The organism is Marinovum sp. (assembly GCF_034669705.1).
Classification (GTDB): domain Bacteria; phylum Pseudomonadota; class Alphaproteobacteria; order Rhodobacterales; family Rhodobacteraceae; genus Marinovum.
Map to the genome: position 1 here is coordinate 1 of NZ_JAXMOR010000023.1, position 13,186 is coordinate 13,186.

Genomic DNA, 13,186 nt, shown 5'->3' on the forward strand with positions numbered 1-13,186 from the left:
CGTCGTCCTGATAGGCCTTCCACATCTTGTACCAGCGCTCGCCGACCTCTTCGTTGATCGCGCGTTTCTGGCAGATGTGCTCGGCGCCGGTGATCTCGGAGGTCTCGCCGAAGAAGCCGGTGATGCCTTCGGGCAGCAGCTTGTCGTACATGTTGCCGACGGTGGGGCAGGATCCCAGACCGGTGGTGGTGTCGCTCTCGCCGCATTTGGTCGAGACCCAGAGTTCCGAGATCGAGCATTCCTCGCGCTGCACCTCGGTGGCCTTGTGGACAAAGTCCTTGGCGGCCCAGGAGGCGGCGCGGATGGTCTCGAAATCGCCCTTCTGCTCGATCGAGAACTCGGCGACTTCCTTGCCGGTCTTGCGGATGCCGTCGGCGATGCGCTTGGTCCAGCCGGGCTCGATGCCGATCACCACCACCGAATGCACATTGGGGTTGGCGCCGGTGCCGATCATGGTGCGGAAATGCACCTCGAGGTCTTCGCCGAACTGCAGCCGGCCATAGGCATGCGGGATCGCCAGCGTGCCCTTGACGTTGTTTGCCACCGCCTCGCAGGCGGCGTTGGAGATGTCGTCGACCGGCAGGATGACGACATGGTTGCGCACGCCGACCCGGCCGTTTTCACGACGGTAGGCCTGCACGGTCATGTTGGAGTATTTCGATGCCATGGGAGCGTTCCTTACCACCGTTTGGTTTTGCAGTTGTGGGTATGGACGTGTTCGCCCACCGCGGCCGGGCCGGTCATGCGGCCGATGTCCTCGCCGTATTTGAAGACGGTGTCGCCTTCCTTAAGGTCGGTCAGCGCGATCTTGTGACCGATCGGAATGTCGACCTTGGCGGTCACCGTGAAGTCGGTGTCATCCGCCGTCACGACGCAGAGCATCTCGGTGCCCGCGGTCAGTCCTTCCACCACGACAACGCCGACGTTGTCCTCGTGATCGTGTTTCAAAAGATGTGGTGTGGCCACTGTCAGGCCCTCCTGTCCCAGCTTCAAGTGTCGGTGAAGGCGTAACATGTACATCAAGTCTTATACAAGAGTTATTATGTAAGCTTGTGCAGATCCCGGCCGTGGTGCTAAATGGGCCGGTGAAAACAGGAGGCCTGTGAAAACAGGGGGCCTGTGCAAGCAGGAGACCGAGAGGCCATGGCGACCCCGCTCTATCAGACCGTGATCGACACCATCGTCGCGCGAATCGCCGGCGGAGAGCTGCCCTCGGGCGCCATGCTGCCGAGCGAGACCCAGCTTGGCGTCGAGCTGGGCGTAAGCCAGGGCACGGCGCGCAAGGCCTTGATCGAACTTGAGAAACGCGGGCTGGTGCAGCGCGCCCAGGGGCGCGGCACCTTTGTCACCGTGCGCACGCCAGAGACCTCGCTGTTCAGCTTCTTCCGGCTGCGCCGCGCGGACGGCTCGCTCGACATGCCGCAGCTCGAAAGCGAGAGTTTGCGCCGCCGCGCCGCCACCGAGCGCGAAACCGGCCTGCTTCACGGCCGGCCCGCGGAGGTGATCGAGATCGAACGCGTCCGCAGCATCTCGGGCCGCGCGGTGGCGCATGAGGTCTCGGTGATCGGCGCGCCGATGTTTCCCGGGCTGGCCGAGCGGTCGCCGCTGCCCAACACGCTCTATGTGTTCTTCCAGCAGGCCTATTCGGTGATCATCGTCCAGGCCGACGAGCGGCTCAGGGCGATCTCGGCGCCTCAGGCCAGCGCCCGGGCGCTCGGCATCGCCGAGGGCAGCCCGGTGCTGGAGGTGCGCCGCCAGGCGGTGGACGTGCTCGACCGGATTGTCGAACTGCGCCGCAGCATCACCCTGACGCAGGACCAGGATTACCTGATCTCGCTGTCCTGAGCCGCGCGTGGCGGGCTGTCCGACCCGGGGCGCCGGCAAAGAGGGCAGAGCGGTCCGTGGGGATTTGTCCGAAGGTCCAGGCACTCACGCCTGCCGGGCGGTTTTTTGGCAACGTGCTCTTCGGGAGTGCAGGGGACCGGTCTCTGCGCGCCAATACCTCCAGCGCCGAGACCGTCTTTGCCCCGGTCGAGCGCCGGATGGAAACGCTGAACGCGCTGTTCGGTCTGATCGACGGGCTCGACCTGCCGTGAGGGGGCATCCGGCGTGGGTAAACGGGTATCCGCGCCTCGGAGGTCATCGGGTGGCGGACCTTTGAAGTCTGGCGCGGTTGGCCGATGCGCCGGCTTAGGTCAGGCGCTTGCGGCTGCAGGGGCCTGTAGCGCCTAATCAGAGTTATGTTATAACAATACGCTCCCTGTTGGCGTCCACCGCCTCCGGACAGCCCTGCCGGGCGCGCCGGTGCAGCTCCGTTCAGGCAGACACCGAACGCAGTGACACGCCGGACCAGTCGGCGAAGTGACAGGCGGCCCCGCGGCCGCCTTCGGTGAGAAACGACGGGTCCTGCCGGGTGCAGATCTCCTGCGCCATGGGACAGCGCGGGTGGAACCGGCAGCCGGGTGGCGGCTCGGCCGGGTTGGCCACGTCGCCGGGCAGGTCGTCGGGCAGCCGCCCCGCCCCGTCGGCCTCGGGAATGGCGCCGATGAGACCGCGGGTATAGGGATGCAGCGGCGCCTGCCACAGGGCGGCGGGCGCGCCGCGCTCGACCAGCTTGCCCAGATACATCACCGCGATGTCATCGGCGATCCGGCGCACGATCGACAGGTCATGAGAGATGAACAGCATCCCCATGCCGGTCTCTCGCGCCAGTTCGGCGAGCAGCCGCGCCACCGACGCCTGGGCCGAGGCGTCGAGCGCCGAGATCGGCTCATCCGCGACGATGCAGCGTGGCCGGGCCGCCAGCGCGCGGGCGATGGCGATGCGCTGCCGCTGACCGCCGGAGAACTCATGCGGATACTGCGCCGCGATCCGCGCCGGCAGGCCGACACGCTCAAGCACCTCGGCCACGCGGCGGTCGATGTTGTCGGTTCCGGCGTCCGGGCCGGCGCGGACGCCGTCGGCCACCTGCTCACCGACCCTGCGCCGGGGGTTGAGCGAGGAATAGGGGTCCTGAAACACCATCTGCAGGGCGCGCAGTGCCGGGGGCCGGGCGCCGCGTCCGAGCGCCGCCACCGGCTGGCCGTCAAAGCGGATCCCCCCGCCCGAGGGCGCGAGCAGGCCCACCGCCGCCTTGCCGAGCGAGGATTTGCCACAGCCGCTTTCGCCGACCAGCGCCGTCACCCGACCGGCCTCGATATCGAGGTCGACACCGGCCACCGCGCGCACCGGCCGGCCCTTGGGGCCCGGATAGCTGACCTCGACGCCGCGCAGTTCCAACAGGCTCATGAGAGGGTCTCCTTCGGGGCCAGCGGATCGACCGGGCAGGCCAGCCGGCGCTCGGGCGTCACCGGCTGCAGGGCCGGGCTCTCGCCGCGGCAGGCCGGCTGGCTCCAGCTGCAGCGCGGGTGAAAGGCGCAGCCCGACGGGTGGGTGGTGATCGAGGGCGGCAGGCCGGGGATCGGCGCCATCCCGCCTGCCCCGCCGGCCCCCGGCAGCGCGCCGAGCAGCCCGTGGGTATAGGGATGGCGCGGACGGGTGAGGATATCGGCCCGCGGCCCGGCTTCGACAAGACGGCCGGCGTACATGACAGAGACCTCGTCGGCCACCGCCGACATCACACCCAGATCATGGGTGATCAGCAGCACCGAGAGGCCGAGCTCGGCCCGCAGCCGCTCGAAGAGCCGCAGGATGCCGGCCTGCACCGTGACATCAAGCGCGGTCGTCGGCTCGTCGGCGATGATCAGCGAAGGCTCGCAGCACAGCGCCATGGCGATGGCGATCCTCTGGCGCATGCCGCCGGAAAACTCGTGCGGGCTGCGCCCCAGCGCGGCCTTTGGGTCGGGGATGCGCACGAGATCGAGCATCTCCTCGGCCCGGCGCAGCGCCTTGGCCTGCGGCACGCGGAAGTGGTGCCGGTAGTGCTCGGTCATCTGCCGGCCGATCGACAGCATCGGGTGCAGCGCGGTCATCGGATCCTGAAAGATCATCGCGATCCGCCGGCCGCGCACCGCCGCGCGGTCGCGCTCTGACAGGCTCAGTAGGTCGCGACCTTCAAAGCCGCTGCGGCCACTGGTTCGCGCGCCGGCGGGCAACAGCCCCAGAAGCGCCAGCGAGGTCAGCGACTTGCCCGATCCGCTTTCGCCGGCCAGCCCGGCGATCTGGCCGGTGCCGATGCGCAGGTTCAGGTCGCGCACCGCGAACAATCGGCTGCCATCGGGGGCCGGCAGGCTGACTGTCAGGTCCGAGATGTCCAGCAGCGGCGCGGTCATGACAGGTGCCTCTTGCTGCGCGGGTCGATCACGTCGCGCAGGGTGTCGCCGAGGAAATTGGCGGCCATGACCACCAGCAGGATCGCGAGGCCGGGAAAGACGCTCATCCACCACTTGTCGAAATACTTGGCACCCTCGGAGACCATCGCGCCCCATTCCGCCGCCGGCGGCTGCGCGCCCAAGCCGAGAAACGACAGCCCCGACAGGATCAGCACCGCATGGCCGTATTCCAGCGCCACCAGCACCACCAGCGGGCCGGTGATGTTGGGCCGCACCTCGGACCAGAGCGTGCGCGCCGAGGAGGCCCCCAGCAGGCGGCGCGACAGCACGAAGGGCTCGTTGCGCAGGCTGAGGATCATCGAGCGGGCGACGCGGGCATAGATCGGCCAGCTGACGATCACCACCGCCAGCACTGCGTTGAACAGCCCCGGCCCCAGCGCCGCGACCACGGCCATGGCGAGGATGATGTCGGGGAAGGCCAGCACCAGATCGGCCATCCGCATGATCAGCCCGTCGACCCAGCCGCCGAAATAGCCGGCGATGGCGCCCAGAACGGTGCCGAGGAGGCCGGCGAGGACCACCAGCTGCAGCGCGTAGGGCAGCGACAGGCGCGCGCCGTGCAGCACCCGCGAAAACACGTCGCGGCCCAGCTGGTCGGTGCCGAACCAGTGCTCGGCGCTCGGGGGCATCAGCCGCCGCGCCTCCTGGGTCAGCGGATCATAGGGCGCGATCAGCGGCGCCAGCACCGCCACCAGCGCCAGCGCGATCAGGATGGCGGCGCCAATCAGGCCCAGCGGCTGCATCCAGACCGGTCGCAGCCGGCGGCCGGCGCGATGCGAAGGGAGCGTCGTCTCGGTCATCAGTAGCGGATCCTCGGGTCAATCACGGCATAGAGAATGTCGACGGCCAGGTTCACCAGGATGTAGATCACCGCGATGATCAGGCTGACCCCCATGATCGCCTGCAGGTCGAGCGTCAGCGCGCTGCGATAGGCGTATAGCCCCAGTCCCGGCCAGGAATAGACCGACTCCACCAGCACCGCGCCGGCCAGCATCCGGCCAAAGGCCATGCCCGAGACGGTGATGATCGCCGCCAGCGCCGGGCGCAGGGCATGGCGCAGGATCACCGTGTGCGCCGGCAGCCCCTTGGCGCGGGCGGCGCGCACGTAGTCATGGCCCAGCGAGTCGAGCATCGCGGCGCGGGTGAACCGGGTGACGATCCCGGTGGTATAGGTCGCCAGCACCAGCGCCGGCAGTGCGATGTAGGACAGCGCCTCGCGCAGCAGGCCCCACTGGCCGCGCAGCGCGGCGTCAAGCGTGTAGAGCCCGGTCAGCGCTTCCGGCGCCGGGGTGCCGGGGCCAAGCCGGCCGACACCGGGAGAGAGGTTGAACTTGAAGAAGAAGAGATAGAGGCAGACCAGCGCCAGCCAGAAGGTCGGCACCGAAACTCCGGCGAGCGAGACCACCCGGATCACCTGATCCGGCCAGCCGTCGCGCCAGACCGCGGCGACGATCCCCAGCGCCATGCCGGCCGCCATCGCCAGCACCATGGCGACGATGGCCAGTTCCAGCGTGGCGCTCATGTAGGTGGCAAGGTCGGTGGCCACCGGCCGGTGGGTCTGCTGCGAAATGCCCAGATCGCCCTGCAGCAGGCGGGTGAGGTAGCGCGCGTATTGGGCGGGCAGCGGTTTGTCGAGCCCGTAGCGCTCGCGGTAGAGCGCCACGATCTCGGGGTCGGCGGCGGCCCGCTCGCCGAGGTTCGCGGTGACCGGATCGCCGGGCACCACCTGTGTCAATGCAAAGGAAACGAAGGTCACGCCGACGCAGAGCACCGCGCCCATGCCGAGGCGCTGCAGCGCGTAGCGCAACAGCCCGGGCAGGCGATACCAACCTGACTTGAGGGGACTCATCATGAAGATATCTTCCTGCCCGGTCCGGCCCCGTTACTCCGAGGCCTTGCGGACGTCGCTCAGGTCGACGGTCCACATCGGGTTGTACTCCAGCGGCGCGATCTCGGTCGATCCGACCAGCGTCACCGGCGGCTGAAACAGCGGCACGAAGGGGCCGACCTCGTTCAGCTTGGTCTGCCAGTCGCGGTAGAGCGCGACGCGTTCGTCGGCGTCTGAGGCCACCTCCGCCCTTGAGGCCAGCTCTTCCAGCTCCGGCGAGCCACCCTCGGCCCAGCCGGCGCGCAGACCGACCAGCTTGCCCGAGGTGAAGGGCAGCGAGTTCGAGGGGTGCGGCGTGCCGCCCCACCACTGCACGCTCATCTCGAGCGTGCCGCCGCGGTAGTTGTCGAGGTTGGCCTGCACCGATTCCGGGTTCAGTTCGACCGTGATGCCCACATCGGCAAGGTCGGACTGGATCTTGGCGGCGATGTCGGCAAAGGCGATGCCGTATTTCGCAAGGTCGGCGGCATAGCTGATGGTCAGGGTCGGATCGCTCAGACCGCTGCGCGCCAGCGCCGCCTTGGCGCGTTCGAGGTCGCGCGTCGGCACTTGCTCGGTGGGCAGCGCGCCTTCGATCATCGTCGGAATGATGCCGGCGGGCTGTACCGCGCCTTCGCCGATGAAGTCGATGATGCCGGCGTAATCGATGCCATAGCGCACCGCCTCGCGCAGGTCGGGGTTGACCGAAAGCTCAGAGACCTCCGGGTTGCCGTTCATGAACAGGAAGCCCATGTCGGCGGCCGGGCCGGAGATCACCGTCACCTTGTCGGAAATCGAGCCCACCTGATCGGGTCGCAGGTTCAGCGCGATTTGCGAGGCGCCGCGCGCCACGTTCATCTGCTGGGCATTGCTGTTGACGTTGCGCACCACGATCCGGTCATAGGCCGGGGCCTCGCCCCAGTAGCTCTCATTGGCCTCGAGGATGACCTCCGACGAGGTGTCGAACTTGGTCAGCGTATAGGGACCGGAGCCGATCGAGGTTTCCGCAAGGAACCGTTCCGCGCCGTCTTCGGGCGTGGCGGTGCCGCCATTGGCCTGCAGGGTCTCGGCGTCAAGGATGCTGAGCGCCAGATTGGTGAGCTTGAACGGCAGCGCCGGGTCCGGGGCTTCGGTGGTCAGCACGATGGTGCCGGGCGCCTCGCCCGCCGCGACCGAGACACCGCGCATCAGGTAGGAGGGGCTGCCCTTGAGGTCGCGGGCGCGTTCCAGCGAGAACACCACGTCGGAGACCTCGACCGGCGACCCATCGGCGAAGGTCGCCTCGGGGTTCAGGGTGAAGGTGAAGGTTTTCACGTCCTCCGAGATCTCGGGGACATTGGCCAGCAGCGGCACCACCCGGGTCACGTCAGAGCCCTCGAAGGTGACCAGCGTCTCATAGACCGGATGCAGCACGAGGCTGGCGGTGGGCTCGAAGGCACGCGCCGGATCGGCGGTCTTGAGCTGGAAGTTGGCATCGACGACCAGCGTGTCCTGCGCCAGCGCCGGCTGAGCGGCCAGCGCGAAAAGGCCCAGCGGGATCGCCAGCGCCAGCCGGGAACGGGCCTTGATGGAACGGTTGAATGACATGTCTTTACTCCTGTTGGCGGATGGGCGCCGGCGTTTCTCTGCCGCAGGCGTCGTTGTGGGAAGTCCGGGATGGTATGGAGAATCGGTGTCCTGAATTAATTGAAACGTATTCTCATTGTATACCGATAGAGTACCGCAACCTGTCAACGGTCGATCTGGAGAAAAGCGCTTTGACGGGCGGCTGCGCCGCGGAAACAGGCAGAAGCCATTGGTTTCATGGTTCCAATTTGCGCAGCAGACCGGCGTTCTGAAATTAAGGTATACTAATAGAATTCTATCAGTATACCGTTTGCTTGCAAACAAACGGACCCCGGCGGCGCTGCGGTCAGCGCCGATCGTGGATCCCCTGCCAGAGGCAGGACCGACAGGAAGGACCCAGAATGACACATGCAGACTATGCCCTGACGCAGGCGCACATCGTCGACACCCTTGCCGGAGAGATCGTGACCGGACAGGCGGTGGTGATCCGCGACGGCCGCGTCGCCGCGCTTATGCCGGAAGCCGACCTGCCCGCCGAGATGACGCAGGTCTCGCTCGAGGGCCGTTACCTCTCGCCCGGGCTGATCGACTGCCACGCGCATTGCTTCATCGGCGGGTTCGACGACGGCACCTCGGTTCTGCCCTCGGAGCTGACGGCCCGCGCCGGGATGCATCTCAAGGGGATGCTGATGCGCGGCTTTACCACCGTGCGCGATGCCGGCGGTGCCGATCAGGGCCACCGGGCGGCAGTCGAAAAAGGCGTGTTCACCGGCCCGCGCCTCTTCGTCTCGGGCCGCATCCTGTCGCAGACCGGCGGCCATGGCGACCACCGCGGGCGCGCCGACACCTGCCATTGCTCGGCCGAGATCGGCGGCACCTCGGTGATTGCCGATGGCGTCGACGCGGTGCGCAAGGCGGTGCGCGAGAACGCCCGGCAGGGGGTCGATCAGATCAAGATCATGGCCGGCGGCGGCGTCAGCTCTCCGGGTGACAAGCTGATCCACCCGCAATATTCGATGGAGGAACTCTATGCCATCGTCGACGAGACCGAGCGCTGCGGCCGCTACGTGCTGTCGCATGTCTATAGCGACCTCGGCATCCAGCGCGCGGTGACCGCCGGGGTGCGCACCATCGAGCATGGCAACTTCCTGACCGCCGAGACCGCCGCGCTGATGGCCGAGAAGGGCGCGCATCTGGTGCCGACCCTCATTACCTATGAGGCCGACGGCAAATACGGCATGGATTTCGGCTGGAGCCCCGAGAATGCCGAGAAGAACGCCGAGGTGCTGGCCTCGGGGCTCGACTCGCTGCGCGTGGCGCAGGCGGCGGGGGTGAACATCGGCTATGGCACCGACCTCTGCTGGTCGCCCAAGCGCTATCAGGGCGACGGTCTGATGATCCACCAGGAGGTCTGCGGCCCGGCCGAGGCCCTGCGCCATGTCACGATCAACAACGCCAAGGTGGTGCGCATGGAAGGCCAGATCGGCCAGATCACCGCCGGCGCCCATGCCGATCTGCTGGTGGTCGAGGCCAACCCGTTCGACGATCTCGCCTGCTTTGGCCAGCACGACAACAAGCTCGTCAGCGTCCTGCAGGCCGGCCGGACGGTGCGCGACGACACCGGTCTTCTGGCGCAGGCATGATCTCTGCCGCAGGGACCTCCCGAGGCGACAGGGGAGGTTCGTGCGGCGCAGGGTTTCGGGCGGCGGCGGCCGCCTTTGCCAGGGACCCGGGATCGCGATAGTCTGGCGAGGACGGTGATTTCTGCGCCGGCGGTCCAGATTGGATTTGCCTTCGCCCCCGCAGAAACGGCAAAGAGACACAACACCGCAGCCAGGCCGGCGTTCCGCGCGGACGCGCACAGACGAAGAGATTGACGCCATGACGAAACAGCCCTCTTCCCCGGACCTTTCGGCACCGCAGCGCCGCGGCACCCTGGCGGGCCGGGCCTATGACGCGATTTCCACCATGATCGAACAGCGCGAGCTGGCCGCCGGCAGCGTCATCGTCGAACAGCAGATCGCCGACCTTCTGGGCATCTCGCGCACCCCGCTGCGCCACGCCCTGCAACGGCTCGAGGCGCAGGGCGTGCTGGTGAAATCCGCCAACCGTTCGTTTCAGGTGCGCAAGGTCGAGCTCAGCGAATACCTGCAGAGCCTGAAGGTCCGCGAGCTGCTCGAGGCCGAGGCAGCGGCGCTCTGCGTCGACCGGGTCGATGCCGCCGCGCTGGCCGGGGCCCGCGCGGCCTTGCAGGCGGTGAAGCAGCAGCAGCGCTATGAAATGCTGGCGCATTGGCGCTCGGATGACGAGGTGCACGGGCTGGTGATCGAGAATTGCGGCAACCGGGTGATGGCGGACATGCTGCACGCGCTGCGCGCCAGCACCAAGATGTTCGAGATCGACAGGCTGGCCGAACGGCTGGAACCCGACACCCGCCAGCACGAGCTGATCCTCGATGCGCTGGAGGCGCGAGACGGCCGGCTGGCGCGCAAGGCCATGGCCGGCCACATCCGCTCGCTGCGCCAGTTCGCGATCGACACCATCTCCTGAGCCGCGCGCGGCCGCGGGATCGGTTGCTCTATAGTCGTAGAGCCTGGCGCCACTGCCGTGCTGGCCAGGCCGAAGGGCAAATCAACAGGTTAAACAATCTTGAAACGGCAGATGTATGAGGCCGCTGGCGTCGGCTTTCTTCCGGCGCGCCTGCAGCATTCGGCATGACACCCCTCAGAAATCGGGGTGAACCCAGATTTGCATGCCGATTGACAAAGACCAACGCGGTTGTGGCGTTTCAAACGGGAGGCGCGGCTTTTCGACCCTCCAAGGGAACCACCGCTCGCCCGCCTTCTACAACCAACTGATGACCATGTGCTCGTCGTGCGTGGTCCTGCCGCGCGCCGTGGTCGAGGCGAACACGATGTACACCGCCATCGGGATGGTGAGCACTGGCGCCGGGATTGCCTTTGTGCCGCAGCGCGTGAGCTGCATGGCCATCCCCTCGGTGTGCTCCGTGCCCTTGGCCGACCGCGACGAGGCGGCGGCCCTGTCGCTGGGGCACTCCGCGACCAAGGTGTCGCAGAGCACCCGCAAGCTGATCGATTTTGCGCGCGCCTGGCGCGGCGCTGCCCGCGTCCTACAGAACATGGCGAGCTGTTTTCCCTCATCCGCCCTCGTGTCGACCGGTGGAGAACACACTGGCCAGATTGTGGATATGCACCCAGCCTCCCGCCTCTGTTTCGGCGGTGAAGACGCCGATGACCATGCCGTTGCGCAGCGGACGGTCGCCGATGCGTGCGGCGGACAAGGCCAGTTTGTGATAGCCGGGAATATCCTCGGCCGCCGAAATCTCCAGCGGCGCGCCCGGTCCGGAAACCACCACCGGTTCGCCCTTCTTCACGGACCGGGTCAGCACCGCGACCGTGTCTTCCGGGCGGAGCCGGACGGCCCGCACCGCATGCGATGTCTCTGTCACAATGTCTCTCCGAAACGCGCGATGACTTCATTGCTCTCGCCGAGGATCTCTCCGAACGTCAGCGCGCCCGAGGACACTTCGACAATCCGGCGGATCAGCGCATCGACACTTGCTTCCATAAGGTCTGGCCGGGTCAGCGCGTCCGCGCAACAATAGTCGAACTGAACCGGCAGATTGCGCGCCGTGTCGGCGTTGGCGGTGATCTTGAGGGTGGGGGCCAACCCGCTGACAAACGAATTGCCCACGCCCGAGGTGAACAGGGAGATCTGCGCCCCTGCCGCCACCAGTCCGGTCAGCGACTCAGGGGTGTAGGACGGGCCGTCCATGGCGGCCAATCCAGGTCCGTGCATCGCCGCGCCATAGTCGAGAAAGGCGGTGATCGGCGCGCTGCCGGACTTTGCGATGCTGCCGATGGCCTTGTCCTCGATCGTGGTCAGACCCGAGGCGATATTGGCATCGTTGGGATTGTTGCCGATCAGGTCCAGCCCGACCTGCCGCGCCAGTGCCACGCGCCGCTTGACCGCCTGCGTCATCTGCGCGGCAATTTCGGGGGTTGCGGCCCGAGCGGCCAGATGCGCCTCGCATCCGAGCCATTCGGTGGTTTCGCCGAACACCGCCGCGCCGCCATCCGCAACCAGGCGGTCCGTGACAAGACCCAAGAGCGGGTTGGCCACCAACCCCGAGGTCGGATCGGACATGCCGCATTCCAGCGCGATCAGCAGATCGCTCCACGGCCGTGGCGTGCGCTGTTGCCGTGACATCTCCGCCATCAAGCGCGCGCCGGTCCGCACAGCAGAGGTGCGGAAGTCCAGGGCATCGCGATTGGCATCATCCAGCGACACCGCCGCAATGGGCCGGTCGTCTTCCGACAGGCGTTCAAGCAAGGCATCGGATTTGCCCGCATGCGCGCTCAGGATCAGGACCGCACCGGCGTTGGGGTGACGTGCCAGGTTCTCCACGGTTGCGTTGACCGGCGCTTCCCCGCGTCCGTTGATCGCCACGCCGTGATCCATCGTGATCAGCTGGCTGCCAACCAGATCCTGGGCGATATGGCGGGCCGACGGCGCCGTCAGCCCCGTCAGGTTCAACACCAAAAGGACATTGCGGATACCCGGACGCCCCTTTGCGCGCTGGTATCCAAGAAATGTTGGGGCCGCAGGTCGGGTCACGGTTATATCCTTGAATGAGTACTTAATTAAGATATCAGTGGCCGGAGCGTATCAGCCACAAGGCTTTCCAGCCGCGCGCAGCCAAGGACGACCAGTTTCATGACCGATGCAGCCACGCCCAAGACCGGTACTTTGCGCAACGTTGCCCATGAACGCTTTATGGAAAACCTGAACGCAGGCGTGTTGAAACCCGCGCAGCTTGTCACGCAGCGCGAGCTTTGTACCCTTCTCGACGTGCCGATGGGTCCGATGCGCGAGGCGCTGAAGCGGCTGGAAGGCGAAGGTATCGTCACCCTCATTCCCCAGCGTGGCATCCGCATTCTGGACATCGATGAAAAGACGATCAACGACGCCTTCAGAATGCGCCTGATGGTCGAGATCGAGGCCGTGCGCGCCTATGCCGATCAGGCGGACAAATCCGCCGCGATTGAACTGCGGTCCCGGACGGAGGCCGCCGCCAACGCGACCGTCACGACGCCGGAACCGCTGGACCTGAGCGAGATCAACGCGCGCACCGCGCTGGACCATGAAATGCACCGACTGTTCGTCAACGCAATGGGCAACGCCTTTGCGGACGAGTTGTTTGACCGCATTCTGGGCCGGCTGCAATTGTCGCGGCTGGTCTTTCGGCTTCGCAACTATACCGACGACAGGGCGATACGGGAGCATCTGAATATCCTCGATTTCGTCATTGAGGGCGACCCGGACTCCGCGGGCACCGCGATGGAGACGCATCTGCAAGCGTCGTGGCGCCGCGCGCTTGGCGTGTCGCGCTGACCGCCGG

Annotated in this window: 14 protein-coding genes and 1 pseudogene; 6 read left to right on the plus strand and 9 right to left on the minus strand. The window is 66.8% G+C overall.

The window, feature by feature from the left end:
• Together VOI27_RS15565 and VOI27_RS15570 are read right to left on the minus strand one after the other, a co-directional pair.
• A partial coding sequence (locus VOI27_RS15565; RefSeq protein ID WP_323766286.1) for a UxaA family hydrolase occupies window positions 1–667 on the minus strand: 667 nt, incomplete at its 3' end.
• 11 nt (window positions 668–678) lie between these two features.
• Window positions 679–966, minus strand: coding sequence for a UxaA family hydrolase (locus VOI27_RS15570; RefSeq protein ID WP_323766287.1), 288 nt, complete (start codon window positions 964–966; stop codon window positions 679–681).
• 177 nt (window positions 967–1,143) lie between these two features.
• On the opposite strand from VOI27_RS15570, the gene VOI27_RS15575 reads away from it, so the two are divergent.
• Together VOI27_RS15575 and VOI27_RS15580 are read left to right on the plus strand one after the other, a co-directional pair.
• Complete coding sequence (locus VOI27_RS15575; RefSeq protein ID WP_323766288.1) at window positions 1,144–1,845, plus strand: GntR family transcriptional regulator; 702 nt, start codon at window positions 1,144–1,146, stop codon at window positions 1,843–1,845.
• 113 nt (window positions 1,846–1,958) lie between these two features.
• Window positions 1,959–2,096, plus strand: coding sequence for a hypothetical protein (locus tag VOI27_RS15580; protein ID WP_323766289.1), 138 nt, complete (start codon window positions 1,959–1,961; stop codon window positions 2,094–2,096).
• Between the two features lie 220 nt (window positions 2,097–2,316).
• On the opposite strand, the gene VOI27_RS15585 is transcribed toward VOI27_RS15580, so the two are convergent.
• From VOI27_RS15585 to VOI27_RS15605, 5 genes are read right to left on the minus strand one after another with little or no spacing between them, the layout of a single operon-like run.
• Complete coding sequence (locus VOI27_RS15585) at window positions 2,317–3,288, minus strand: ABC transporter ATP-binding protein (protein ID WP_323766290.1); 972 nt, start codon at window positions 3,286–3,288, stop codon at window positions 2,317–2,319.
• The gene (locus VOI27_RS15590; protein WP_323766291.1) at window positions 3,285–4,271 is read right to left on the minus strand and encodes an ABC transporter ATP-binding protein; all 987 of its coding nucleotides are present in this window, start codon (window positions 4,269–4,271) and stop codon (window positions 3,285–3,287) included. The genes VOI27_RS15585 and VOI27_RS15590 overlap by 4 nt, the downstream gene beginning before the upstream one ends.
• Window positions 4,268–5,131: an ABC transporter permease gene (locus VOI27_RS15595; protein WP_323766292.1), complete on the minus strand. Its 864-nt coding sequence runs from the start codon at window positions 5,129–5,131 to the stop codon at window positions 4,268–4,270. Before VOI27_RS15595 ends, VOI27_RS15590 begins: the two co-directional genes overlap by 4 nt.
• Complete coding sequence (locus VOI27_RS15600; RefSeq protein ID WP_323766293.1) at window positions 5,131–6,183, minus strand: ABC transporter permease; 1,053 nt, start codon at window positions 6,181–6,183, stop codon at window positions 5,131–5,133. Before VOI27_RS15600 ends, VOI27_RS15595 begins: the two co-directional genes overlap by 1 nt.
• A 30-nt stretch (window positions 6,184–6,213) precedes the next feature.
• Window positions 6,214–7,785 (minus strand): ABC transporter substrate-binding protein, encoded by a 1,572-nt coding sequence (locus tag VOI27_RS15605; protein ID WP_323766294.1) that lies wholly within the window; start codon window positions 7,783–7,785, stop codon window positions 6,214–6,216.
• A 380-nt stretch (window positions 7,786–8,165) separates the two neighbouring features.
• Between VOI27_RS15605 and VOI27_RS15610 the strand changes: the two genes are divergently transcribed.
• From VOI27_RS15610 to VOI27_RS23160, 3 genes and pseudogenes are all read left to right on the plus strand, one after another.
• Window positions 8,166–9,407, plus strand: coding sequence for an amidohydrolase family protein (locus tag VOI27_RS15610; RefSeq protein ID WP_323766295.1), 1,242 nt, complete (start codon window positions 8,166–8,168; stop codon window positions 9,405–9,407).
• A gap of 238 nt (window positions 9,408–9,645) precedes the next feature.
• Window positions 9,646–10,314, plus strand: coding sequence for a GntR family transcriptional regulator (locus tag VOI27_RS15615; protein WP_323766296.1), 669 nt, complete (start codon window positions 9,646–9,648; stop codon window positions 10,312–10,314).
• Window positions 10,315–10,627: 313 nt separating this feature from the next.
• Window positions 10,628–10,813, plus strand: a pseudogene (locus VOI27_RS23160) (hypothetical protein); the annotation flags it as partial.
• Window positions 10,814–10,921: 108 nt separating this feature from the next.
• Here VOI27_RS23160 and VOI27_RS15625 read toward each other — a convergent pair.
• Both VOI27_RS15625 and VOI27_RS15630 read right to left on the minus strand, forming a co-directional pair.
• Window positions 10,922–11,233 (minus strand): UxaA family hydrolase, encoded by a 312-nt coding sequence (locus VOI27_RS15625; protein WP_323766298.1) that lies wholly within the window; start codon window positions 11,231–11,233, stop codon window positions 10,922–10,924.
• Window positions 11,230–12,402, minus strand: coding sequence for a UxaA family hydrolase (locus VOI27_RS15630; RefSeq protein ID WP_323766299.1), 1,173 nt, complete (start codon window positions 12,400–12,402; stop codon window positions 11,230–11,232). Before VOI27_RS15630 ends, VOI27_RS15625 begins: the two co-directional genes overlap by 4 nt.
• A 99-nt stretch (window positions 12,403–12,501) precedes the next feature.
• Here VOI27_RS15630 and VOI27_RS15635 point away from each other — a divergent pair, with 99 nt between their 5' ends.
• Window positions 12,502–13,179 (plus strand): GntR family transcriptional regulator, encoded by a 678-nt coding sequence (locus tag VOI27_RS15635; protein WP_323766300.1) that lies wholly within the window; start codon window positions 12,502–12,504, stop codon window positions 13,177–13,179.
• The last annotated feature ends 7 nt before the right edge of the window (window positions 13,180–13,186 follow it).

Coding starts and splice junctions, on each gene's coding strand:
- VOI27_RS15615 (WP_323766296.1), top strand. CDS start 9,646: ATGACGAAACAGCCCTCTTCCCCGGACCTTTCGGCACCGCAGCGCCGC.
- VOI27_RS15595 (WP_323766292.1), bottom strand. CDS start 5,131: ATGACCGAGACGACGCTCCCTTCGCATCGCGCCGGCCGCCGGCTGCGA.
- VOI27_RS15605 (WP_323766294.1), bottom strand. CDS start 7,785: ATGTCATTCAACCGTTCCATCAAGGCCCGTTCCCGGCTGGCGCTGGCG.
- VOI27_RS15610 (WP_323766295.1), top strand. CDS start 8,166: ATGACACATGCAGACTATGCCCTGACGCAGGCGCACATCGTCGACACC.
- VOI27_RS15575 (WP_323766288.1), top strand. CDS start 1,144: ATGGCGACCCCGCTCTATCAGACCGTGATCGACACCATCGTCGCGCGA.
- VOI27_RS15590 (WP_323766291.1), bottom strand. CDS start 4,271: ATGACCGCGCCGCTGCTGGACATCTCGGACCTGACAGTCAGCCTGCCG.
- VOI27_RS15600 (WP_323766293.1), bottom strand. CDS start 6,183: ATGATGAGTCCCCTCAAGTCAGGTTGGTATCGCCTGCCCGGGCTGTTG.
- VOI27_RS15585 (WP_323766290.1), bottom strand. CDS start 3,288: ATGAGCCTGTTGGAACTGCGCGGCGTCGAGGTCAGCTATCCGGGCCCC.
- VOI27_RS15635 (WP_323766300.1), top strand. CDS start 12,502: ATGACCGATGCAGCCACGCCCAAGACCGGTACTTTGCGCAACGTTGCC.